This window comes from Paraburkholderia unamae (genome assembly GCF_003268775.1).
Taxonomy (GTDB): Bacteria; Pseudomonadota; Gammaproteobacteria; order Burkholderiales; family Burkholderiaceae; genus Paraburkholderia; species Paraburkholderia unamae.
The window spans coordinates 41159-63107 of sequence record NZ_QLSU01000014.1; the positions used below are offsets into that span (position 1 = coordinate 41159).

At 66.7% G+C, this 21949-nt stretch carries 19 protein-coding genes; 11 read left to right on the top strand and 8 right to left on the bottom strand.

Annotated elements, in window-relative coordinates; genetic code table 11:
* Window positions 1–178: 178 nt before the first annotated feature.
* The 3 genes from C7401_RS22810 (at window position 179) to pqqD (ending at window position 3026) form a co-directional block, all read left to right on the top strand.
* Window positions 179–2206, top strand: coding sequence for a sigma-54-dependent Fis family transcriptional regulator (locus tag C7401_RS22810; RefSeq protein WP_112173678.1), 2028 nt, complete (start codon window positions 179–181; stop codon window positions 2204–2206).
* 302 nt (window positions 2207–2508) lie between these two features.
* A complete protein-coding gene (gene pqqA / locus C7401_RS22815) occupies window positions 2509–2583 on the top strand; it encodes a pyrroloquinoline quinone precursor peptide PqqA (protein ID WP_006485436.1) in 75 nt (24 codons plus the stop codon).
* A gap of 155 nt (window positions 2584–2738) precedes the next feature.
* Window positions 2739–3026 carry a pyrroloquinoline quinone biosynthesis peptide chaperone PqqD gene (gene pqqD, locus C7401_RS22820; RefSeq protein ID WP_112173679.1) on the top strand — a complete coding sequence of 96 codons (288 nt, stop codon included), beginning with the start codon at window positions 2739–2741 and terminating at the stop codon, window positions 3024–3026.
* Window positions 3027–3045: 19 nt separating this feature from the next.
* Here pqqD and C7401_RS22825 read toward each other — a convergent pair whose 3' ends face one another.
* Complete coding sequence (locus C7401_RS22825; protein WP_112173680.1) at window positions 3046–3573, bottom strand: cytochrome b; 528 nt, start codon at window positions 3571–3573, stop codon at window positions 3046–3048.
* A 100-nt stretch (window positions 3574–3673) separates the two neighbouring features.
* A complete protein-coding gene (locus C7401_RS22830; RefSeq protein WP_112173681.1) occupies window positions 3674–4891 on the bottom strand; it encodes an FAD-dependent monooxygenase in 1218 nt (405 codons plus the stop codon).
* Between the two features lie 114 nt (window positions 4892–5005).
* Between C7401_RS22830 and C7401_RS22835 the strand changes: the two genes are divergently transcribed.
* The gene (locus C7401_RS22835; protein WP_112173682.1) at window positions 5006–5935 is read left to right on the top strand and encodes a LysR family transcriptional regulator; all 930 of its coding nucleotides are present in this window, start codon (window positions 5006–5008) and stop codon (window positions 5933–5935) included.
* Window positions 5936–5976: 41 nt separating this feature from the next.
* Here C7401_RS22835 and C7401_RS22840 read toward each other — a convergent pair whose 3' ends face one another.
* Window positions 5977–7026 carry a GGDEF domain-containing protein gene (locus C7401_RS22840; RefSeq protein ID WP_181565655.1) on the bottom strand — a complete coding sequence of 350 codons (1050 nt, stop codon included), beginning with the start codon at window positions 7024–7026 and terminating at the stop codon, window positions 5977–5979.
* Window positions 7027–7354: 328 nt separating this feature from the next.
* On the opposite strand from C7401_RS22840, the gene C7401_RS22845 reads away from it, so the two are divergent.
* Both C7401_RS22845 and C7401_RS22850 read left to right on the top strand, forming a co-directional pair.
* On the top strand, window positions 7355–9190 hold the full coding sequence (locus C7401_RS22845) for a chloride channel protein (RefSeq protein WP_112173684.1): 1836 nt from the start codon (window positions 7355–7357) through the stop codon (window positions 9188–9190).
* Between the two features lie 34 nt (window positions 9191–9224).
* A complete protein-coding gene (locus tag C7401_RS22850; RefSeq protein WP_112173685.1) occupies window positions 9225–10172 on the top strand; it encodes a class I SAM-dependent methyltransferase in 948 nt (315 codons plus the stop codon).
* Between the two features lie 43 nt (window positions 10173–10215).
* Here C7401_RS22850 and C7401_RS22855 read toward each other — a convergent pair whose 3' ends face one another.
* Window positions 10216–11073: an ROK family protein gene (locus C7401_RS22855; protein WP_112173686.1), complete on the bottom strand. Its 858-nt coding sequence runs from the start codon at window positions 11071–11073 to the stop codon at window positions 10216–10218.
* A gap of 22 nt (window positions 11074–11095) precedes the next feature.
* Window positions 11096–12745: a glucose-6-phosphate dehydrogenase gene (zwf, locus tag C7401_RS22860; RefSeq protein WP_112173687.1), complete on the bottom strand. Its 1650-nt coding sequence runs from the start codon at window positions 12743–12745 to the stop codon at window positions 11096–11098.
* 177 nt (window positions 12746–12922) lie between these two features.
* Here zwf and C7401_RS22865 point away from each other — a divergent pair, with 177 nt between their 5' ends.
* Window positions 12923–14635 carry a dihydroxy-acid dehydratase gene (locus C7401_RS22865; protein WP_112173688.1) on the top strand — a complete coding sequence of 571 codons (1713 nt, stop codon included), beginning with the start codon at window positions 12923–12925 and terminating at the stop codon, window positions 14633–14635.
* A gap of 45 nt (window positions 14636–14680) precedes the next feature.
* Here C7401_RS22865 and C7401_RS22870 read toward each other — a convergent pair whose 3' ends face one another.
* On the bottom strand, window positions 14681–15574 hold the full coding sequence (locus C7401_RS22870; protein WP_112173689.1) for an SDR family oxidoreductase: 894 nt from the start codon (window positions 15572–15574) through the stop codon (window positions 14681–14683).
* A gap of 83 nt (window positions 15575–15657) precedes the next feature.
* Between C7401_RS22870 and C7401_RS22875 the strand changes: the two genes are divergently transcribed.
* Complete coding sequence (locus C7401_RS22875; protein WP_112173690.1) at window positions 15658–16518, top strand: helix-turn-helix transcriptional regulator; 861 nt, start codon at window positions 15658–15660, stop codon at window positions 16516–16518.
* A 48-nt stretch (window positions 16519–16566) separates the two neighbouring features.
* Here C7401_RS22875 and C7401_RS22880 read toward each other — a convergent pair whose 3' ends face one another.
* Window positions 16567–16875, bottom strand: coding sequence for a DAHP synthetase I family protein (locus tag C7401_RS22880; protein ID WP_112173691.1), 309 nt, complete (start codon window positions 16873–16875; stop codon window positions 16567–16569).
* Window positions 16876–17006: 131 nt separating this feature from the next.
* Here C7401_RS22880 and C7401_RS22885 point away from each other — a divergent pair, with 131 nt between their 5' ends.
* Window positions 17007–18764 (top strand): SulP family inorganic anion transporter, encoded by a 1758-nt coding sequence (locus C7401_RS22885; RefSeq protein ID WP_112173692.1) that lies wholly within the window; start codon window positions 17007–17009, stop codon window positions 18762–18764.
* A gap of 104 nt (window positions 18765–18868) precedes the next feature.
* Window positions 18869–19558 carry a VIT1/CCC1 transporter family protein gene (locus C7401_RS22890; protein ID WP_112173693.1) on the top strand — a complete coding sequence of 230 codons (690 nt, stop codon included), beginning with the start codon at window positions 18869–18871 and terminating at the stop codon, window positions 19556–19558.
* An 18-nt stretch (window positions 19559–19576) separates the two neighbouring features.
* On the opposite strand, the gene C7401_RS22895 is transcribed toward C7401_RS22890, so the two are convergent.
* On the bottom strand, window positions 19577–20338 hold the full coding sequence (locus tag C7401_RS22895) for a YoaK family protein (RefSeq protein ID WP_112173694.1): 762 nt from the start codon (window positions 20336–20338) through the stop codon (window positions 19577–19579).
* Between the two features lie 353 nt (window positions 20339–20691).
* Here C7401_RS22895 and C7401_RS22900 point away from each other — a divergent pair, with 353 nt between their 5' ends.
* Complete coding sequence (locus C7401_RS22900) at window positions 20692–21852, top strand: GGDEF domain-containing protein (RefSeq protein ID WP_112173695.1); 1161 nt, start codon at window positions 20692–20694, stop codon at window positions 21850–21852.
* Window positions 21853–21949: the final 97 nt, after the last annotated feature.

Genomic DNA, 21949 nt, shown 5'->3' on the forward strand with positions numbered 1-21949 from the left:
GGTCATTACGTTCATTACGTATGCGCTTTTGCCTACGATTCGCTTACATGGCGTGTTGCGCGTCGCGCGCGCGTTTAGCGCAAACAGGTCGGCTTCCGCCGACAGACGCATGGCCCGGACCTTGCTACTAAAGACACTCAAATGTCCGGCAAGGCACCGGCCAATCGTGGAGGAGAGAATGCGCGACGATGTTCATCCGGCTACCGGGTTTGTGGCCGTTGTGTCCAATGGCTGGCCCACGCCGGCAATCCAGAAAGCGCACGAACGGTCGGAGACGTTCGGTCTGCATGCATCGGGCAGGCCCGATTACGATGTCCTTTCGGGCGTGGGACTCGAACTGAAACGCGAACAGAACCGCGTGCTGTGCGTGCATGCCACGCCGGTGATGGAGACGCTGCACGAGCAGATTGTCAACACGCAAAGCATGATCGTGCTGACCAACGCCGAAGGCTTGATCCTGCATTCGATCGGCGACGACGACTTTCTCCAGCGCGCCGAAAAAGTGGCCTTGCGACCCGGCGCGAACTGGGCCGAAGACCGCCAGGGCACCAATGCCATCGGCACCGCGCTCGCGGAGCGCTGCGCGATGGTGGTTCATGGCGACCAGCATTACCTCGCGGCGAACCGCTTTCTCACCTGCTCCAGCGTGCCGATCTTCGACCCGTACGGCGACGTGGTGGGCGTGCTCGACGTGACGGGCGATCATCGCAGTTATCACCAGCACACCATGGCGCTCGCGCGCATGTCCGTGCAGATGATCGAGAATCATTTGTTCGCGACGACGTTTCAGGAAACGCTTCAGGTGTCGTTTCACGGCCGCCCGGAGTTTCTCGGCACGCTGATGGAAGGCATCGTCGCGTTCACGAGCGACGGGCGCTTTCTCTCGGCCAACCGCAGCGCGCAGTTCCAGCTCGGCATGCCGCTCGCGGCGCTGCGCGCGCATACGCTGTCGTCGTTGTTCCAGACCACGAGCGCGCAACTGATCGACCGCATGCGCGCGAGCCTCGAACCGCATCTGATGCTCAATCTCGCCAATGGCGCGGTCGTATGCGCGCGCGTGCAGTACCGGCGCGCGTCGCTGGCCGAAGGGAGCCGGCCGTTCACCGTGCATGGCGCTGCGCAACCGGCCGCGCGAGCGACGGTGCCCGCGCCGTCCGCGGGGCTTTCGCGCCTGAGCTATCTCGACACGGGCGACCCGCAGGTGGCGCTCGTGATCGCCAAGGTGCGCAAGGTGATCGGCAAGGACATTCCGCTGCTCATCACGGGAGAGACGGGCACGGGCAAGGAACTGCTCGCGCAGGCCATTCACAACGACTCGCCGCGCCGCGACCAGCCGTTCGTGGCTGTGAACTGCGCGTCGATTCCGGAATCGCTGATCGAATCGGAACTGTTCGGCTACGAAGAGGGCGCGTTTACCGGCGCGCGGCGCAAGGGCGCGGCGGGCAAGCTGTTGCAGGCGAACGGCGGCACGCTGTTTCTCGACGAGATCGGCGACATGCCGTATCCGCTTCAAGTGCGGCTCCTGCGCGTGTTGCAGGAGCGCGTGGTCAATCCGCTCGGCTCGACGAAGTCGATTCCCGTGGATATCGCGATCATCTGCGCGACGCACCGCGACCTGCGCGAGATGATCGCGCAGAACCGCTTCCGCGAGGACCTGTATTACCGGCTCAACGGCCTCGTGGTGCGCCTGCCGCCGCTGCGCGAGCGCAGCGATCTCTCGGTCGTGATCCAGAAGCTGCTACAGCGCGAATCGCACGGGTGTGCGAGCAGGCCGCTCAGCGTCGCGCCCGACGTGATGGCGCTGTTCGAGCGCTGCGCCTGGCCCGGCAACTTCCGGCAGCTCGGCAACCTGCTGCGCACCGCCGCCGCGATGGTCGACGAGGATGGCGAGATCAGGCGCGAGCATTTGCCCGATGACTTCTTCGACGACCTGCGTTGCCGCACCGAAGCGCGGCGCCTGCCCGATGCGCCTGAGGCGTCTGCTGCGTCCGCTGCATCGGCGGCATCGGCGGCATCGTCCGGGACGGAATCGTTCGCGATGGAGGACGCCCGGCTCGTGGACGTCACCGCGTCGATGATCGCGGCCACGCTCGCGCGGCACGGCGGTAACGTGTCGGCCGCGGCGCGCGCGCTGGGCGTGTCGCGCAATACCATCTACCGCAAAATGCCCGCCGCCGATTCCAGTCGCGGCTCCGGCGACGCCTGAAGCGTTCGGCGCAAGGCAGCCGCACCGGCTCCTTGCGCCGCTTCCTGTCACACGGGTGTTTCATCCTGTAGCACCCGTGTTCCGAAACGCAACACCACTGAGCACGCGAACGCTGCGGGCGTTGCGTGTTCGTCCCCCCTTACGTCTGCCGAAAGCACCGCGCTTTTGCGAATGCGCTATTCCCGCGTGGAGCGTTCGCTGCGCCGGTGCGGCTTGACGACATCGGCATAACCCTTGCTTTGCACAATGCGGCCGCACATCCAGGCGGCACATCAACCCAATCGCAAACAAGGAGACACGCCATGCAATGGACCACCCCTTCCTACACCGACCTGCGTTTCGGCTTTGAAATCACGATGTATATCGCCAATCGCTGAGCGCGCAGTGGCGTGCCGCTCGCGAAGCCATTCAGGCCAGGCGGGCGGTGCGCGGTTTCCGGCAAGACGATGAATGCATGGACTGCTAACGAACAGGAAGCGGACCGGCCAGGTGCAGTCCGGTTCTCGAAGCGGTCGAAAAAGACATGGCCCGTATGAACTCCATAGAGCCCGATGCAGGCAGCGGCGTGCCGCTGCGTCCGCGCTTGCGCGGCATATACCGCTTGCAGTGGGAGGCGGCCCAGGACGCGTACGTGCTGCTTTATCCCGAGGGGATGGTGAGGCTCAATTCGAGCGCCGGCGAAATACTCGCGCGCTGCGACGGCGCGCACGAACTCGACGAGATCATCGGTGAACTGGAGGGGCTCTACCACACCTCCGAGCTTGCGCCCGACATCTATCGCTTTCTCGATCACGCGCGGCTGCGCGGCTGGCTCGACTGATCCGGCGCCTGGCGAGGCGCTAGATCATGCGCTGCAAGACGCGATCGTTGAGCACGAAACGATGATAGAGCGCGGCCGCCACATGCAGGCAGATGAGCCCGAACAGCACCCACGCCAGCACCCCGTGAACGTCGCCCATGGCGTGCCCGAACGACGAGCCGGAGGGCGAGAGCGCGGGCAGCGGAACGATGCCGAACAGCGTGAGCGCCCACGCGCGCGAGGAGGCATTGATCCACCCGAGCACGGGCACCGCAACGAGCAGCGCATACAAGCCGAAGTGCGTGAGGCCCGACACCGCGCGCAGCAGCGGCGGCTGCGCGTCGGCGGGCGGCCGATGCGTCGCGCGCCAGATCACGCGGCACGCCATCGCGGCAAGGAGCGCGACGCCCACGCCCAGGTGCCACGCGATCTCGCCCGTGGGGCGCGTGTCGCGATGCACGTCGGGCATGGTCCAGCCGATCACGAACTGCGCCGCGACGAGGGCGACGACAAGCCAGTGAAGCAGACGCGCAACGACGTCATAGCGCGAATTGGCGGCACGTTGCATGGGCACTCCTTGCGGCGAGGATTCCGGTTGAAGTCGCCGATTTTAGAGCGCCTCCGCTTAACGGAGCATTAAGCTCACGTGACAGGTGCCACCCTCGCGCTCACAGCCACGTGCCGCCCTGGCGCTCGCTCGGTTCCTCGCCGAGCGCGTCGAAGTCGTGAATCCAGCCGAGATGGTGCATCACGCCCTCGCGCGTTCCGAGGCGTGCATTGCGCGCCTGCGCAGCCGGGCCGTCGGGCAGATGCAGCACGTCCGCCGTGGAGATCGACGCGTACTGCACCTTGCGCGTGCGGCCGCGGCGCAGGCGCTCGTACGCCTCCTGCGCCTCGCGCCAGTTGCCCGGTCCCGCCTTGGCCAGTTGCGCGGCGAGCACCACGGCGTCCTCGATCGACTGGTTCGCGCCCTGGCCGTGGTGCGGCACGAGCGCATGCGCGGCGTCGCCGATCAGGGTCACGCGGCCCTTGCTCCAGCGGCCGAGCGGCGGGCGATGAAAGAGGCCCCAGCGCTGGCTGACCGGCACCGCCGAAATCATCTGCACCACAGCCGGATGCCAGTCCTTGAAATGGCGCAACTGCTCGCCTTCGTTCGCCGGCATGACCCAGTCGCGCGACGGCCACGGCGAGGGATGGCGTTCGACGAGCAGGAAGTTCTGGTCGCCCTTGTCGCCAATCGGATAGTGCAGCAAATGGCCGCCCGGCCCGACCCAGAACTGGATGGTCTCGGGGTCCGGCAGCAGGTCCATGCGTTCGGCCGGCACCACACCGCGAAAGCCCGAGCAACCCGAATACAACACGTCGTCGTAGCCGAGCATCCAGCGCCGTGTGATCGAGCGCGCGCCGTCCGCGCCGATCACGAGATCGGCTTCCACGCGCTCGCCGTTTTCAAACGTGAGGCTCACGTGCTCCGGGTGCTGCGCGAGATCGACTAGACGATGGCTGAGCTTGATGCGATCGAGGCCGACCGCCCTGGAGAGCACCGTTTGCAGATCGGCGCGATGCACGCCCCAATACGAGCCGCCGAATTGCGAGCGGTAATCGGGCTCGCCGCGATGATGGCCGATGAGCGCGCCGCTGCGCCCGTCGCGATAGACGAGGCCGGGCACCTCGGCGCATACCTTTTCGAATTCGGGGCGCAGTCCCATGCGCTCGTAGAAGCGCGTGGCGTTGGCGGAGAGCGCGACGGCCGCGCCCACCTCGCGCAGCTCGTCGGTCTGTTCGTAGAGCCGGGCGTCGATGCCGTGCTCGCGCAGCGCAAGGGCAAGCGTGAGGCCGCCGATGCCCGCGCCGACGATAGCAATCTTCAGATCGATCTGTTTCATGGTGGTGTCTCCAATATCGGGTTTCCAGGCTTGAGCCTTTGACGGTATTGTCGGCACGCAACCTTCATCCCACAATAAAATGGGAGGAATCTGCTTCATCACTGGAATGAATGTATGGAACTGGGCGAGATCGACCTCAACCTGCTGCTGCTGTTTCAGCGGCTCATGCAGGAACGGCGCGTGGCGAGCGTGGCCGAGCAGATGAACATGAGCCAGCCCGGCGTGAGCAACGCGCTCGCGAAACTGCGCCGCCTGCTTGGCGACCCGCTGTTCGTGCGCGGGCCGGGCGGCGTGGTGCCGACGCCCTTCGCGCTGCGGCTCGCGGAGCCGGTGGCGCAGGCGCTCGCCACGCTGCACGCGGCGCTCAACCCCGTCACGGGCTTCGATCCGTTGCGCGCCACGCGCACCATGACGATCGGCATGACCGATATTGGCGAAGTGGTGTTCCTGCCCGAGTTGCTGGAGCGGTTGTCGAGCGTGGCGCCGGGCGTGGCGCTCAACACGGTGCGCAACACGAGCGTCAATTTGAGCGACGAGATGGCCGAGGGCCGCGTCGATCTCGCCATCGGCTTGCTGCCGCAGTTAAAGGGCGGCTTCTACCAGCGGCGCCTGTTCGATCAGCGTTACGTCTGTCTCTTCAGGCGCGGCCATGCGCTCGAAAGCGCGCCGCTCACGCTCGCCGCGTGGCGCGAGGCCGAGCATCTCGTGGTCGTTTCGGCGGGCACGGGCCACGGCCAGGTGGACGACTGGCTCAAGCGGCGGGGCGTGCGCCGCCAGGTGCGGCTCACGGTGCCGCACTTCATGAGCGTGGGCTATATCCTGCAACGCACCGACCTCATCGCCACGGTGCCCGAGCGGCTCGCGCTGCAACTGGCCAGGCCGTTCGCGCTCGGCATGTGCGCGCTGCCCATGACGCTGCCCGCCGCGCCCATCCATCTGCTATGGCACGCGCGCGTTCAGCATGACGAAGGAAATCGCTGGCTGCGCGATCTGGTGATCGAACTGTTTGCCGATACACCCGCGCCTGCGCGCAAGAGTCGATAGAAATAGTAAGGATCACTGATTAGAATGGCCGCGAACCCTTGCTACGGTTTGACGAGCACGCACCGGTTCTTGCCTTGCCGCTTCGCTTCATAAAGCCCGCGATCGGCGAGGCGGAACGTTTCAGGCACGCCGATCTGCCTCGCGATCCGCGCAATGCCGATGCTCACCGTCACGGTGTGCCCGGACCTGCACTCGCTTGCCACGGCGTCGCGAATCCGGTGAGCGAGCGTGTAAGCGCCTTGCCGGTCGCCTGAATAGATCACGCCGAATTCTTCACCGCCCAGGCGTCCGCAAACATGCGGGGTCGCGCAGTGCGCGATCGCCTGGGCTGCCGCAATCAGCACCTGGTCGCCCACGTCGTGCCCGGAGGTGTCGTTGATCTGCTTGAAGTCGTCGACGTCGATGAGCAGCAGCCAGTATTCGGCAGCCGATGGACGGCCACGACACTCGTCGATCGCCAGCATGAAACTGCGGCGATTGGGGATTTCGGTGAGCGCGTCGCGGTAGGCGAGCCGCGCCAGTTCTCGCTGCACGAGGAAGGTCTTTTTGCGCTCCTGTACGAACAGCACATTGAGCAGGAGCCCGAGCGCCAGGCCCGAGAGCGCGAACAGCGCGATCCAGTTGCGCTCCGGCGCGTTCAGCAGTTCGCTCACCGCGCCGCGAGAGATGATGAGCCAGACGACGAGCGCGCTTGCCACGTAGTTGCAGGAGCCCGAGAACACCGGGGCCATGCCCACTATGATGGCAATGCCCATGGGGAGCACCCAGAACGCGGGGTGTTGCGTACCGGGCAGATTGGAGTGAAACGCGAGCGCGGTGAAGGCCGCACAGGCGAAGCGGCCGAACCCGTCCATGCGGCGGCCGCGCGATGCGTACGTGATGCCCATCGAAGCGAGCATGCCGCCGACCGCAATGAGCGTGTCCGGCGTGCTGAACCTCGCATTGGGATTGGCGAGGGCGCGCGACATGAGCCACGCCACGAGCCCGAACAACTGCACCGCTACGGCGAGGTGGCGCGAGCTTTGCGCGGCGCTTTCCCAGAACAACTTTCGTTCTTCATCGTCCTCGAAGCGGCTATGCGTTCCGGGCAATCCGGTTCTCCGTGCGTGCGGCATGCCTGCGACCACCACCATTGAATAGCGTTGCGAATTTGCGCGGCGCATGGGTTGCCTCGCACGAGGCGACGGGCCTTGGCCGTTGAACCGGAGTGCCATGACGGGATATCGACACCCGTCCAGGCAGACTTTAGCGCAGTCCGAGCCCGACGCCGCGCGAGCCTGATCTGGCTCCCAATGGTTCTGCTCGCTGTCGTTCGATCGACACACCCGCTTGCCATTCCGGCGATTTCGTCATTTACATCACAATGTGATATAAATGACGGGGAGGGCGACACCACTGCTGCGCCCGGCAAGGGGAACCATGGGCGATTACAAGGGCGACCATAAAGGCGATCACCGGGGCGATTTCGCAACCGATGTCCGGCTCCTGCGCATCAGCGCCATCGCCGCCGCCGGCGGCGCGCTGAGCACCGTGGCGGCGGACTTCCTCCTGCATCTCATCCACTTCTTCACGAACCTGTTTTTCTTCCAGACGCTCTCCACCGCGAACCTCTCGCCCGCGCAGAATACGCTCGGCCTGCTCGTCGTCGTGGTTCCTGTCGTCGGCGGTCTGGTGGTGGGCTTGATCGCGCGCTACGGCTCGGAGCAGATTCGCGGCCACGGCATTCCCGAAGCCATCGAAGCCATTCTGTTCGGCAAGAGCAGGATGTCGCCGAAGGTGGCGGTGCTCAAGCCGCTCGCCTCGGCCATTGCCATCGGCAGCGGCGGGCCGTTCGGGGCCGAAGGCCCGATCATCATGACGGGTGGCGCGATCGGCTCGCTCATCGCGCAGTTCTTTCACCTTTCCGGCGCGGAGCGCAAGGCGCTTCTGGTCGCGGGCGCGGTGGCGGGCATGACCGCCGTGTTCGGCACGCCGGTTGCCGCCGTGCTGCTCGCCATCGAGCTTCTGCTCTTCGAACTGCGTCCGCGCAGCCTGTTGCCGGTCGCCATCGCCTGCGCCGTGGCGGGCTTCACGCGTCCGCTGCTGCTCGGCGACGGCCCGCTGTTTCCGCTACACACGCTGCCGCTCGGTCCCATTGGCATCGTCTCTGCCGGCATTGCCGGGTTGATCGCGGGCGCGTTGTCCTGGGGTTTGTCCACGTGGCTCTACAAGGTCGAAGACCTCTTCGCCAGGCTGCCGATCCACTGGATGTGGTGGCCGGCGCTGGGCGCGGTCGCGGTCGGCATCGGCGGCTATTTTCAGCCGCGCACGCTGGGCGTGGGCTACGACGTGATCGGCGATCTCCTCCACAACCATCTCGCCATCCAGGTCGTGGTCGGCATCGTCGTCGTCAAGGCAATCATCTGGGTCATCGCATTGGCCTCCGGCACCTCGGGCGGCGTGCTCGCTCCGTTGCTCATGATGGGCGCGGGCGTCGGCGCGCTCGCTGCGCCGTACATGCCCGGCAACGAACCGGCGGTGTGGCCGCTCATCTTCATGGCGGCGGCGCTCGGCGGCATGATGCGCGCGCCCGTGATGGCCGCCGTGTTCGCGTTCGAGTTGACGGGCGACGCCAACGCGCTGCTGCCACTGCTCGCTTCGGCCGCCGTGGCATACGGCTTCACGGTGCTGCTGATGCGCCGCTCGATCCTGACCGAGAAAATCGCGCGCCGCGGCTATCACATCTATCGCGAATACAGTATCGACCCGCTGGAACGGCACTATGTGGAAGAGGTGATGACGAAAGGCGTCCAGACGATCGATGCGCGCTTGAGCGTGGCCGAGGTGCTGCGCGATTATTTCGGCGCGCAGCAAAAGTTCCGCGCGTTTCCCGTCGTGGCCGACGGCGTGCTCGTGGGCATGGCCGACCGCGCCTTGCTGGACCGCTCACCCGCCGGCATGAAGGAAGCGCCCATTGGCGGTCTGTTTTCCCAAGGCAGGCCCGAGATCGCGTTGCCCGGCGAGACATGCCGAAACGTGGCCGCGCGGCTCGCCATCACGGGCCTTGACCGCGTTCCCGTGGTTGAGGATGACAAGACTTTCCGCCTGCTCGGCATCGTATCCCGCCACGACCTGGTCAAGCCTTCCTTGTCGGTGTTCACGGAGGAGCGTGAACGGGAGCAGTTCCGGCGCGTGTGGGTGCCGCGCAGCGAGCGCTTCGCGCCCACCGGCAAACGGCCGGGCGCAACCGACGAGCACGCCGATGCGAATCGTTAGTGACCACTGGCAGCGTCCCACACCGGAGAAATAGATGCCTGATGAAGACAAAGCGGCGGGAAAAACAAAACGCGCAATCGGCTCCTTCCTGAAGTCGGTTGCGGCAAGCGTGATGTCCGAGCGCGACGCGCACCTGGGCGATGTGCCGAACGAATACTATGCGATGTGGCTCGACCCCAGAATGGTCTATTCGTGTGCATGGTTCGAAAACGGCGACGAAGACCTCACTACCGCGCAACTCAAGAAAATCGACCACGTGCTCACGAAAATCGGTTTGCGGCCGGACCACCGCCTGCTCGATGTCGATTGCGGCTGGGGGGCGCTCGTGATCCGCGCCGCCGAAAAGTTCGGCGCACGCTGCACGGGCATCACGCAGTCGAGGAACCAGTTCGAATGGGCCACCGAGTGCGTCAAGGCGGCGGGCCTTGCCGACCGGGTCGACATCCGTCTGCAATCGTACGCCGATGTGAGAGGCCGATTCGACCGTATTACGAGCCTGGGCGTGTTCGAGTGCGAGGGCCGCAGCGATCTTCAGGATTACGTGACAGTCTTGCAGGAGCGTCTCGCGGCCGACGGCGTGCTCGTGAGTCACGGCATCACGACAACGGGGCCGGGCAGCATCGACTCGCGCTTCGGGCTCGACAACGGCGCGTATCTCGCGCGCCATCTTTACCCCGACGACGAACTGCCCGACCTGGGCTATGCGTTGACGGCGATGCGCGAAAGCGGCATCGAAGTGTCGAACATCCAGAACCTGCGGCGCCATTGCGTGAGGACGCTGCACTTGTGGGAGGCGAACTTCCGCGCGAAGGAACTGGCGTTGCGCCAGCTCGTGAACGACCGCAAGTATCAGACATGGTGCACGTATCTGCGCGACTGGGCCACGGCGTTCGAGCGCGACGACGTGTCGATCTACGAGATCGTGGGCCGCAAGGTGGGCACGCGCGCGAGCGCATTGCCCTGGCCGGGCGCGGCGGGCTGAACGGCCGCGCCCGTATTCGCAACGAGCGCGTCCCGCAGGCGCCCTAACGCGTTTCGCGCACCGAACGCGGATGCCACAGGCGCGCGCCGCCCTCGATGCCCCGGTCGTTCGACACGGTGGCCACGTTCGGCGGCAGCTCGAACGTGAGGCGCGATGCGTTGCCGCCGCCTATCCACAGCTTGTCGTAGTGCACGAGCGAGTCGAGAACGCCGATGATCTTCTCGACGCGCTTGTTCCAGCGTTTTTTGCCCGCCTTGCGTCGCGCGGCGTCGCCGATGTACTCGTCGTACGCGTGGTTCTTGCTGACCGGGTGATGCGCGAGTTCGAGGTGGGGCATGAGCTCGCCGTCGCGGAACATCGCCGTGCCCACGCCCGTGCCGAGCGTCATGACGAACTCCAGACCGCGCCCTTCGATGGCGGCGAGGCCCTGCATTTCCGCGTCATTGATCATGCGCACGGAAGGGATGCCGAGACGCTCGCCGAGCATCTGGGCGAGCGGCACGTCGTTCCAGCCCTCGGGCCCGAGATGCGGGGCGGTGAGCACGCGATTGTTGCGCACGAAACCAGGGAAGCCGATCGAAACATGCGTGGGCGGATACGCCTCGACCAACGGCGCGACGAGCGTGCAAAGCGTTTCGACGAGCAGCGCGGGCGGGCAGGGGTGGGGCGTCGCCACGCGCGCACGCGAGGTGCGCATATTGCCGTCCGCATCGATGATCGCGGCCTTCAGGCCGGTGCCGCCGATGTCGATGGCGAGAATGTTTTCGATGCCGCTCGATGCGCGCGATTGGCGTGCGGGCGCTTTTGCGGTCTTCTTTGCAGCGGCTTTCAGCGGTTTCTTCGCGGGGGCTTTCGCCGCTTTTTTCGCCGGGGCTTTCACCGCGGCTTTCACATTGGCCATGCATCCTCCATTGCTGTCGGGTTCACTGCTTTTCGGGGGCTTGCGGCTTGTGCGGCTCGTGCGGCTCATCCGGCGCCAACGAGCGCCAGGCGTGGCCGTCGCGCGCGAGCAGCGCATCGGCTTGCGCCGGGCCGGCGCTGCCCGCCGCATAGTCGTGCACCGCAACCGATGCGCCGTGTGGTGGATGCAGCACGCCATCCACGGCCGCCCAGGCGGCTTCCACGCCGTCGGCGCGCTGAAAGAGCGTCGGGTCTCCGAGCATGCAATCGTACAGCAGTGTCTCGTAGCCGACATTGGCGTGTTCCGCGAAGAAGTCGTCGTAGTCGAAGGTGGAGTGCACCGCGCCGATCTGCACGACCGGCCCCGGCGTCTTGACGTTGAAGTCGAAGCTCGTGCCATGCGTGGGGTCGATGCGCAGCGTCAGCACGTTGGGCGTGAGCGCGTCCACGGGCGTGTCGCGGAAAAGGCGAAACGGCACGCGCTTGAGCTGCACCGAGATTTCCGTGCGCCGCGAGGCGAGCCGCTTGCCGGTGCGCAGGTAGAACGGCACGCCCGCCCAGCGCCAGTTGTCGATCTGCACGCGCGCGGCGGCGTAGGTTTCGGTGCGGCTGTCCTTCGCGACATCGGGTTCGTCGCGGTAGGCCACGCCCGCCGCGCCCTGGCCGTACTGCCCGAACACCACGTCGTCGGGCGTGAGCGGCTTGAGCGCGTCGAATATTTCCGCTTTGCGGTTGCGCACCGCTTCGGCGTCGAAGGAATTGGGCGGCTCCATCGCGACCATGCCGAGCAACTGGAACAGATGGTTCGGCACCATGTCGCGAAACGCGCCGGTCTGCTCGTAGAAGCGGCCGCGCCCCTCCACGCCGATCACCTCGGAAGCCGTGATCTGCACGCAGTCGATGTATTCGCGCCGCCACACCGGCTCGAACAGCGCGTTGGCGAAGCGCACGGCGAGAATGCTCTGCACGGTGTCCTTGCCGAGGAAATGGTCGATGCGGTAGACCTGCGATTCGTTCATGAAGCTCAGCAGGTGAGCGTTCAGGTCGCGGGCGGAGGCGAGGTCGGCGCCAAACGGCTTTTCGATCACGACGCGGCGAAACGCGCCGTTGCCCGCCTGGCTTTCGTCGAGCAAACCGGCCTTGCCGAGCCGTTCGATGATCGGCTTGAAGAAGCGCGCGCCCACGGCGAGGTAGAACACGACGTTGCCGGCGCCCTGGCCGGCCGTCTTGCCGCCCAGTTGCTGCGCGAGACGCGCATACGTCGCGTCGTCCTCGAATTCGCCCGCCATGTATTGCAGGCGGTCGCCAACCCAGTTCCAGGCCTCTTCGTCGAGCTTGCCGGCGTGGAAGGTGCTCGCCTTGTCGGCGGCGAAGGTTTGCAGCGCGCCGTGCAGGTCGTCGCGCCAGGCCTGCGTTGCGCGCTCGCCATGATTGACGCCGATGATCTTCGTGGCGTCGTCGAGCAGGCGGTCGACGGCGAGGTTGTACAGCGCGGGCATCAGCAGGCGCTGGGTGAGGTCGCCGCCCGCGCCGAAGATGACGAGCGTGCAGGGCGGTGCCGGGTGCTTGCCGGCCGGCGAGGCGGGCGCGCCATGGGGATGGGAGGCCACTTTGGCGCTCGGCGTGGCAGGCGTGGATCTGGCGTAATGGCGGGTGGGCGGATTCGTCGGCATGATCGGGCTTCAGTGGATTGGGAGGTCGGAACCTTCACGGGTAGCAAATGCGATGCCTCGAATCGCCGCGCGCCTGTAGGTGTTCTGTAATGCGCCCGGAGATTCGACGGCGACGCAAGCGGCCAGGGCGGTGTAAAGTCGGCGTTCGTCCGCAACGCATCCTGGCAAGGAGAAACGATGAGCGAGCCGCACGACGGGAAACCAGCAGGCTTTGCCAAAGGGCTCACGAACTATGGCGACCGTGAGTTCAGCGTCTATCTGCGCCGCACGTTCGCAAGCTCGATGGGCTACAGCCGCGAGATGCTCGATCGTCCCATTGTAGGCATTGCGCATTCGGCCAGCGGCTTCAACAACTGCCATCGCCACTTTCCCGAGATGATCGAAGCGGTCAAGCGCGGCGTGCTGGCCGCGGGCGGCCTGCCGATCGAGTTTCCGACCATCTCGCTCGGCGAGACGTTTCTCACGCCCACGAGCCTTAAATTCCGCAACCTGATGTCGATGGACGTCGAGGAAATGACGCGCGCGCAGCCCATGGACGCGGTCGTGCTGCTGGGCGGCTGCGACAAGACCGTGCCCGCGCAGCTCATGGGCGCGGCTTCGGCGAACCTGCCCGCCGTGCAGCTCGTGGCGGGGCCGATGTCCACGAGCCGGCATCGCGGCGAGCGGCTTGGCGCCTGCACCGATTGCCGCCGCTTCTGGGCGAAGTTCCGCGCCGGGGATATCGACGCCGACGAGATCGACACCGTGGAGCGGCGTCTCGCCTCGACGGCGGGCACCTGTGCGGTGATGGGCACGGCCAGCACGATGGCGATCATCGCCGAAACGCTCGGCATGATGCCCGCGAACAGCGCCGCCTGCCCGGCCGTGGATGCCGACCGCCTGCGCATTGCCGAGGAAACCGGCCGCGTGGCGTTCAACCTGATCGCGAACCCCATCCTGCCGAGTGAGATCATCACGCCGCGCTCGGTGGAGAACGCGCTGCGCGTGCTGCTCGCGATCGGCGGCTCGACCAATGCGGTGATCCACCTCACGGCGATCGCGGGGCGCCTTGGCATCCAGGTCGATCTCCGGCACCTGAACGCGCTGAGCGAAACGACGCCGGTGCTGGTCGACCTGAAACCGACCGGTCAGCACTACATGGAAGACCTGTACGCGGCGGGCGGCGTGCCCGCGATCCTGCGCGAACTCAAGCCGCTGCTGCATCTGGATTGCCGCATGGTGACGGGCGAGACGCTCGGCGAGCGGCTCGACGCGGTGAGCTGGGTGGATCGCGAGGTGGTGCGGCCCGCCGCGCAGCCGGTGCGCGAAACCGGCGGGCTCGTCGCGCTGTTCGGCAATCTTGCGCCGCGCGGGGCGATCCTCAAGCGCTCGGCCGCCGACCCGGCGCTGTTCGAGAAGGAAGGGCGCGCCGTGGTGTTCAGTTCGCTGGAGGACCTGGCAAACCGCATCGACAGCGACGCGCTCGACGTCACGCCCGACGACTTTCTGGTGCTGCAAAACGCCGGACCCACGAGCGAGGCGGCGATGCCCGAGGCGGGCTATCTGCCGATTCCGCGCAAGCTCGCGCGCGCGGGCGTGAAGGACATGGTGCGCCTGTCCGATGCGCGCATGAGCGGCACCGCCTACGGCACGATCGTGCTGCACATCACGCCCGATGCGGCCTCGGGCGGCCCGCTCGGCCTCGTGCGCAGCGGCGACCGCATCCGTCTGAGCGTGTCGAAGCGCTCGCTCGAACTGCTCGTGCCCGACGACGAACTCGCGCGGCGGCGCGAAGCGCAACCGCCGCGCGCACTGCCGCGGCATGCGCGCGGCTATGCGAGTCTTTACGAGCGCGAGATCCTCCAGGCCGACGAGGGCTGCGATTTCCGCTTCCTCAAGTCTTCAGGATGACTGATCAAGCAGCAGTGGCAGGCATCGGGTTGGCGGCGCTTGCCGTTACGCTTGCGCGAAACGCGCCTGGTCGAGATCGGCGATGAGCGTCGGCCCCGTGGGACGCCAGCCAAGGCGTGCCTGGGTGAGCGCGCTCGAAGCGGGCATGTCCATGCCGACGAACATGCCCATCCAGCCGAAATGCGCGGCGGCTTCTTCGGGCGCGATCGACACGGCGGGCAGGTTCAGTCCGCGGCCCAGCGCTTCGGCAATGACGCGGCTTGCTACGCCTTCCTCGCCCACCGCGTGATAGCGTGCCCCCGCCGCGCCCTTCTCGACGGCGAGACGGTACAGCCGCACGACGTCCGAGAGATGCCCGGCCGGCCAGCGGTTCTGGCCGTCGCCCACATAGGCGCACACGCCCTTCTCGCGCGCGATGGCGACGAGCGGCGTGATGAGCCCCTGCCGGAACGGGTTGTGCACTTGCGGCAGGCGCATCACGCCTACGTTGAGCCCTTGCTCCAGCAGCGCTTGCGCGGCGAGTTCGGAGGCGAGACGCGGATTGCGATGGCCCGGATTGAAGACGTCCTCGCTGGCGGGCTCGCCGTGCTCGCCCAGGCCCGCGCCGGTGCCGGAGGTGACGATCAGCGCGCGGTTCGAACCCGCGAGCGCCGCGCCGAGCGCCGCGATGGCGCGCCGGTCCTTCTCGCAGTTTTCGAGGAAGCGCGAGAAGTCGTGATCGAAGGCCGCGTGGATCACGGCGTCCGCGCGCGCCGCGCCGCTGCGCAGGCTTTCCGGGTCCTCCAGCGTGCCGTGGTGGACTTCGGCGCCCGCTTTGGCCAGCGCTTGCGCGCCCGCCTCGGAACGGGTCATGCCGGTCACCTCGTGGCCGGCGCCGATGAGTTCGGGCACGAGCGCCGAGCCGATGAAACCGGTCGCTCCGGTCAGAAAAATACGCATGGTCAACTCCCTGGTGGTGACGTGACGTGCGTACTATCCTTGGAATTCTTATACCGTTAAAGTAGTGAGATCATCATAGTAAGATGACTAACAGGCTTTCCATTCCCATCCATTCGGCCAGCTCGCTCGGCGACTTTCTCAGGCGTTGCCGCACGCGCCTGGACCCCGCCAGCTTTGGCTTTAGCGGGCGCAGGCGCACGCCGGGGCTGCGCCGCGAAGAAGTCGCGCAGCGCGCCAACATCAGCCCGACCTGGTACACGTGGCTGGAGCAGGGGCGCGGCGGCGCGCCTTCGGCGGAGGTGCTCGAGCGCATTTGCAGCGCGTTGATGCTCACCGACCCCGAACGCGAACACCTCTTCATGCTGGGCCTCGGGCGGCCGCCCGAAGTGCGCTACCGGCCGGTTGACGGGGTCAATCCACGGCTGCAACGCCTGCTCGATTCGCTCAGCTTCAGTCCCGCCATCGTCAAGACCGCCACGTGGGATGTCGTGGCGTGGAATCGCGCGGCCGCCGTCGTGTTGACCGACTACGGCAAGCTGCCCGCCGGCCAGCGCAATATCCTGCGTTTCCTGTTCTGCAACCCCGACGTGCGCGCGAAACAGCACGACTGGGACAGCGTGGCGCGTTTCGTGGTGGGGGCGTTTCGCGCCGATGTCGCGCGCGCGGGGGGCGTGTCGGCAGTGGGCGAGCTGGTGGATGAGCTGTGCAGCGTGAGCCCCGAGTTCGACGCCCTGTGGCGAGACAACGAAGTGCATACGCATGGCGAAGCGGCCGCGGTCAAACGCTTGCACCATCCGACGCTCGGGCTGGTGGAGCTGGAGCAGTCGGCGTTTTCCGTCGATGGCCGCCCGGACCTGCACATGATCGTCTACAACCCGACCGATGCGGGCCAGGCCGCGCACATCCGCGCACTGATCGAGGAGGCGGCCGGGGCGGTGGCTTGAGCGGTGACCTGAGCGGTGACCTGAGGCATCCGGCCTGACCCGGCCCGGCTAGACGCGCGGCAGATCGTCCATCGATTTTTCGACGCTGCCGTCGGGCACTTCCATGTCGATGCCGTCGATGCCATTGGGATGCGGAACCGGCTTGATCTTCGGCCCGAGGTAGCGCCTGCCGCCCAGCGTGAAAACGGAATACACCACGGCGCCCGAGCGGATGTCCTGCGTGACGTCCGCGATCTCGGAGATTTTGGGCTGCGAGAGCCAGTCGTGCGTCTGGGGGTCGATTGCCGCCCAGCGCACATGCGTCACGCGGTCCGTGGAAGCGCTGATGCGCACGCCGTCGATACCATATGTAGCCATTGCCGTCCCCTCCGAGCGCAGATAGTTATGGTAGTCCGTTGCTACTCCGATAGCCAGTGACCGGCAAGCGGCGGAAAATGCCTTAATCTGGCCTGACCCCAATGGACCGGCCGATCGGCAAGGAGGAACCGATGGACGAAGGGCACGTAGCCGCTGTGAGCCAGGCAGGCGCGCCGCCGCCGCGAGGCTGGCGCGCGATCTTCACGGTGGCGCAATGGCTGCCGGGCTACCGGCTGCCCTGGCTCGGCGCGGATCTCGTGGCGGGCGTCACGCTGGCCGCGTATGCCATTCCCGTGTCGCTCGCCTATGCGACGCTCGCGGGGTTGCCGCCGCAATTCGGCATTTACTGCTACCTGGTCAGCGGTATCTGCTATGCGTTGTTCGGCTCGTCGCGCCAGTTGGCCATTGGGCCCACGTCGGCGATCTCGATGCTGGTGGGCGTGACGGTCGTCGATCTCGCGGGCGGCGATGCGGCGCGTTTCGCATCGATTGCCGCGTTGACGGCGCTGCTCGTCGCGCTCATGTGCCTGATCGGGTGGCTGCTGCGGTTAAGCTCGCTCGTCAACTTCATCAGCGAAACCATTCTGCTCGGCTTCAAGGCCGGCGCCGCGCTGACCATCGCGCTCACGCAGTTGCCCAAGCTCTTTGGCGTGAAGGGCGGCGGAGAGGCGTTCTTCGAACGTATCGCGGTTCTGGCGGGCCAGCTACCGCAGACTCATTTCGTCGTGCTTGCGTTTGGCATCGGCACGTTGGCGCTGTTGCTGCTCGGCGAAAAATATCTGCCGGGGCGGCCGGTCGCCTTGATCGTGGTGGCGCTCTCCATCGTTGTGCTAACGGTTACGCCACTGGGGGCGATGGGCTTCTCCGTTGTGGGCGCGCTGCCGCGCGGCTTGCCCGATTTGCGGCTGCCTGGCGTGCGCGTCAGCGACGTGGACGGCATCGTGCCGCTCGCGTTCGCATGTCTGTTGCTCTCGTATGTGGAGAGCGTCTCGGCGGCGCGCGCGATCGCGCAAAAGAACGGCTACGAGATCGATCCGCGCCAGGAACTGCTCGGACTCGGCGCGGCGAATCTCGCCGTGGGGCTCTTTCATGGCTATCCGGTGGCGGGCGGCCTGTCGCAATCGTCCGTCAACGACAAGGCCGGTGCGAAGACGCCGCTCGCGCTCGTGCTCGCCTCGGCTGCCATCGGCCTGTGCCTCATGTTCCTCACCGGCCTGCTGACCAATCTGCCCAATGTCGTGCTTGCGGCGATCGTGCTGGTGGCCGTCAAAGGCCTGATCGACGTGCGCGAGCTGCGCCACCTGTGGCGCGTGAGCCGCTATGAGTTCGCGGTCTCGATGGTCGCGTTCGTCGCCGTCTTGCTGCTGGGCATTCTCAATGGCGTGATCGTCGCGGTGCTCGCTTCGATGCTGCTGCTCATCGGGCGCGCCGCGCATCCTCACGTGGCGATTCTCGGGCGCATTCCCGGCACGCACCGCTATTCGGATGTCGAGCGTCATCCCGACAACGAGGCAATACCCGGCGTGCTGATGTTCCGCGTGGAGGCGTCGCTGCTGTACTTCAACAGCGACGCCGTGCGCGCCGCCGTATGGGAAGCGGTTCGCCGCGCGCCGTGGGCCGTCAAACTGGTGATCGTCGATTTGTCCAATTCGCCGGCCGTGGATATCGCGGGCGCGCGCATGCTCGCGACCTTGCACGCGGGGCTTGCCGAGGCGGGCGCGATCCTCAGGATCGTCGCCGCGCATGGCAGCGCGCGCGACGTGCTGCGCGCGGAAGGGCTGGAGCAGCAGGTGGGCCATATCGGCCGCAGCGCCTCGGTGGACGATGTGATCGCCGCGTATCTGCACGAGTTCGATCCCGGCGCCCCGGCGTCGCCCGGCCGCCCCTGATGGTGCCTGATGGTGCCTGATGGTCCCTGATCGCCCTTGATGGTTCGGTTGACTTATCATCGTTCGGGCAGTCCGTCGCGTCCGCCACCTTTCGACGAGGTCTCATGAGCAACGCCAGCAACGCCAGTCACGCCCGGCAAGACGAATCCGAAAAGCGCGAGCCGGTTCTCAATACCGTGGACCGCGTGACCGAACTGTGTTTCGGCCTCTTCATGGCCTTGACCTTCGTGGGCGCGGTCAAGGCGGTTTCGACGGGCGAAGACCTCGGGCGCAAGATGTTCTTTTCCGCGCTCGGATGCAACCTGGCGTGGGGTCTCGCCGACGCGGTGATGTTCCTCGTGCGCACGCTCGCCGATCGCGGGCAACGCCTCACGCTCGCGCTGACCGTGAAGCGCGAGCGCGACCCGGCCGCCGCCGTCCGCTCATTGCGCGACGCCTTGCCGAGGGCGCTGGAGCCGCTCGTCGACGACGCCGAACTCGAACTCATTCGCGTGCGCCTCGCGGCCGTGCCCACGCTGCCGCCCCGCGCGCATCTGGTGCGCAACGACCTGCTCGGCGCGCTCGGCATTTTTCTGCTTGTGGTCGTCTCGACCTTCCCGGTGGCGCTGCCGTTTCTCGTCGTCAGGGATCATGTCACGGCGCTCGTCGTCTCGCGCGTGCTCACGCTGGCGATGCTGTTCGGCGCGGGCTATGCGCTCGGCCGCTACACGGGCGCGGGTGCGCTGCGGGCGGGCCTTGCCATGACGGTGCTCGGCGTCGTGCTGACCGCGGCGATCATTGCGCTGGGCGGCTAGCCGAAGGGCGCGCGCGGCTCAAACACGCTCGCGCAGCGGCAGGCGCCGCAGGTCGTCGGTCAACGGAACGCTCGCGAGTATCACGAGCACCACCGACAAGGGCACGCCCGCCGCGAAGCCGAAATGGCGGAAGGCCAGCGCGCCCAGCGTGCCGCCCACGAGGAACATGGCGAGCAGGGAGCCGAGCACGCGCACGCGCTGCATGTCGGCCGCCACGTGATGCCCGGCGGCCACGGGCACGCCCCAGTTCCAGTACAGCGCCTTGCCCAGTTCGATGCCCAGGTCCGTCACGATGCCGGTGACGTGCGTGGTGCGGATTTCGGCGTGCGAGATTTTCGTGATCATGGCGTTTTGCACGCCCATGACATAGCAGAGCAGCGCGACCGTGACCGGCACGAACAGCACGCGGTGCACTTCCAGATTCGCGCCGAGGGCGGCAAAGCACAGCAGCAGGGCGGCTTCGAGCAGCAGCGGCAAGGCGTAGACGCTGTGCGCGCCGCGGCGGCGTCCCCAGTTGATCAGGATGGCCGAGGTCGCCGCGCCGCTGGCAAAGGCGATCACGGAGCTGATCGCGGCCAGCGCGATGCCGAAATCGCCGAGCGCGACGTTGTCCGCGAGCGACGAAACGATGCCCGACATGTGCGAGGTGTACTGCCCGACCGCGAGAAACCCGCCCGCGTTGATCGCGCCGGCCACCCAGGCGAGCGCGCGGCCGAGCCGCAGGTTGGCCCGCTCGGTGCGGTCGACTGAGGTGAAGCTGCGCAGGTAATGGATAGGCACGGCGGCTTTCCGGGCGGCGGGCGTGAAGTGAGATAGTGTACGACGCTCGCCTTGGGCGCGGCCTGGCCCCACGCCTTGCCGGATATGCGGCGAGTTGTCGCACGGTCGGTCGGGAAACGCCGCCGGATCGCCGTTTTCCGGATTGACCCCCAAGCGCTTTAAATGCCGTTCGACCGTATTGAGCCGTTACCCGTTTGCGATACGATACGGTTCTTTATCGCCTGGACCGATCGGGCTTTTCGCGGCTTTAACATATTTCGTTTCGCTTTCATTTGCGGTGAATTCGCGCTGTTTTAAATCGGCGCGCCCCGTGTTCGCGCCCGACTACGACTGACCCCGCCCGATCCCTTTTCATGCCCAGCACCCTCGCGCTATTCGGCATCCTGATCGCCTCGTGCCTGATGAGCGTCGCCATACTGGGTTCGCTGCGGCGTGCCGCCGTGCCCGGCATCGACCGCTGGTGCGCGGCTTATGCTCTGCTCGCGGTGGTCTCGTCGCTCGTGCTGTTCATCGACGAGCGGCCCGCGCCCGCCGCGATCATGGTCGTCGGGTTTATCACCTTCGTGGCGGTCGCGCTGCTCGTGCAGGGCACGCGCCAGTTCTTCGGCATACGTCCCGCGCGGCGCGACGAGACGGCGGCGTTCATCGTCGCCTATGGCGCGCTGGTGTATGTCACCTGCGTGGCGCCGGACGTCGAAATGCGGGTTGCGCTCGTCTCGGCCGTGCTGGCTTACGGGCGGGTCGCCGTGGGCACGCTCGTGCTGCGGCACGCGCCGCGAGACGGCGCGCGCTACGGCTACTGGTTCGTCACCGTGGCCGCGTATCTCGGCGCGCTGGTGCATGGCGCGCGCGCCGTGGGCGTCGCCATCGGCGCGATGGCGCCGGTCACCTATCTGCAACCGACTGCCTGGAGCGTGTTGTTCGTCGGGCTCGCGATCATCACGCTGCCGTGCATGTCGATCGGCATGGCGATGGTGGCGCACGATCAGCTCGTGCGCAGAATGGAGAAGCTCGCGACGATCGACGAACTGACCGGCGCGCTCATGCGGCGCGCGTTCATGGCGAAGGCGAACGCCTTGCATGCGCGCGCGCTGGCGGCGGGCGAGCCGCTTGCCGTCGCGATCCTCGACATCGACAACTTCAAGGCCATCAACGACGGCTTTGGCCACGCGGCAGGCGATCGCACCTTGACGCATTTCGGCGCGGTCGTGGCGAGGGAGTTGCGCGCGTGCGACCTGTTCGGGCGCCTGGGCGGCGAGGAGTTCGGCGTGGTGTTCGCCGGCACGCGCAAGCCCGAGGCCCTGCGGTTCACGAACGCGCTGCGGCTGGCGCTCGAGCGGGCGGCGCACGACGGCGTGCGTTGCACGTTCAGCGCGGGCGTGGCCTGCATTGCGCCGGGCGACGCGCTGGAGGCCGTGATGGCGCGGGCGGACGCCGCGCTTTACGCGGCCAAGGCCATGGGGCGCAACCGCGTCGTGACGGCCCCGGACGCCGGCGCGCTGTCGACGGTCTAGCCGCACGCCGCCTGGCAAAAGGCGCTTCGCACTGATCCGATCATTCCTATAATCGTTAGGCATGTGCGCCGGCCACGTTGCCGCCACGATCCGGGAG

Coding starts and splice junctions, on each gene's coding strand:
- C7401_RS22810 (WP_112173678.1), top strand. CDS start 179: ATGCGCGACGATGTTCATCCGGCTACCGGGTTTGTGGCCGTTGTGTCC.
- pqqD (WP_112173679.1), top strand. CDS start 2,739: ATGAACTCCATAGAGCCCGATGCAGGCAGCGGCGTGCCGCTGCGTCCG.
- C7401_RS22825 (WP_112173680.1), bottom strand. CDS start 3,573: ATGCAACGTGCCGCCAATTCGCGCTATGACGTCGTTGCGCGTCTGCTT.
- C7401_RS22830 (WP_112173681.1), bottom strand. CDS start 4,891: ATGAAACAGATCGATCTGAAGATTGCTATCGTCGGCGCGGGCATCGGC.
- C7401_RS22835 (WP_112173682.1), top strand. CDS start 5,006: ATGGAACTGGGCGAGATCGACCTCAACCTGCTGCTGCTGTTTCAGCGG.
- C7401_RS22845 (WP_112173684.1), top strand. CDS start 7,355: ATGGGCGATTACAAGGGCGACCATAAAGGCGATCACCGGGGCGATTTC.
- C7401_RS22850 (WP_112173685.1), top strand. CDS start 9,225: ATGCCTGATGAAGACAAAGCGGCGGGAAAAACAAAACGCGCAATCGGC.
- C7401_RS22855 (WP_112173686.1), bottom strand. CDS start 11,073: ATGGCCAATGTGAAAGCCGCGGTGAAAGCCCCGGCGAAAAAAGCGGCG.
- zwf (WP_112173687.1), bottom strand. CDS start 12,745: ATGCCGACGAATCCGCCCACCCGCCATTACGCCAGATCCACGCCTGCC.
- C7401_RS22865 (WP_112173688.1), top strand. CDS start 12,923: ATGAGCGAGCCGCACGACGGGAAACCAGCAGGCTTTGCCAAAGGGCTC.
- C7401_RS22870 (WP_112173689.1), bottom strand. CDS start 15,574: ATGCGTATTTTTCTGACCGGAGCGACCGGTTTCATCGGCTCGGCGCTC.
- C7401_RS22875 (WP_112173690.1), top strand. CDS start 15,658: ATGACTAACAGGCTTTCCATTCCCATCCATTCGGCCAGCTCGCTCGGC.
- C7401_RS22880 (WP_112173691.1), bottom strand. CDS start 16,875: ATGGCTACATATGGTATCGACGGCGTGCGCATCAGCGCTTCCACGGAC.
- C7401_RS22885 (WP_112173692.1), top strand. CDS start 17,007: ATGGACGAAGGGCACGTAGCCGCTGTGAGCCAGGCAGGCGCGCCGCCG.
- C7401_RS22890 (WP_112173693.1), top strand. CDS start 18,869: ATGAGCAACGCCAGCAACGCCAGTCACGCCCGGCAAGACGAATCCGAA.
- C7401_RS22900 (WP_112173695.1), top strand. CDS start 20,692: ATGCCCAGCACCCTCGCGCTATTCGGCATCCTGATCGCCTCGTGCCTG.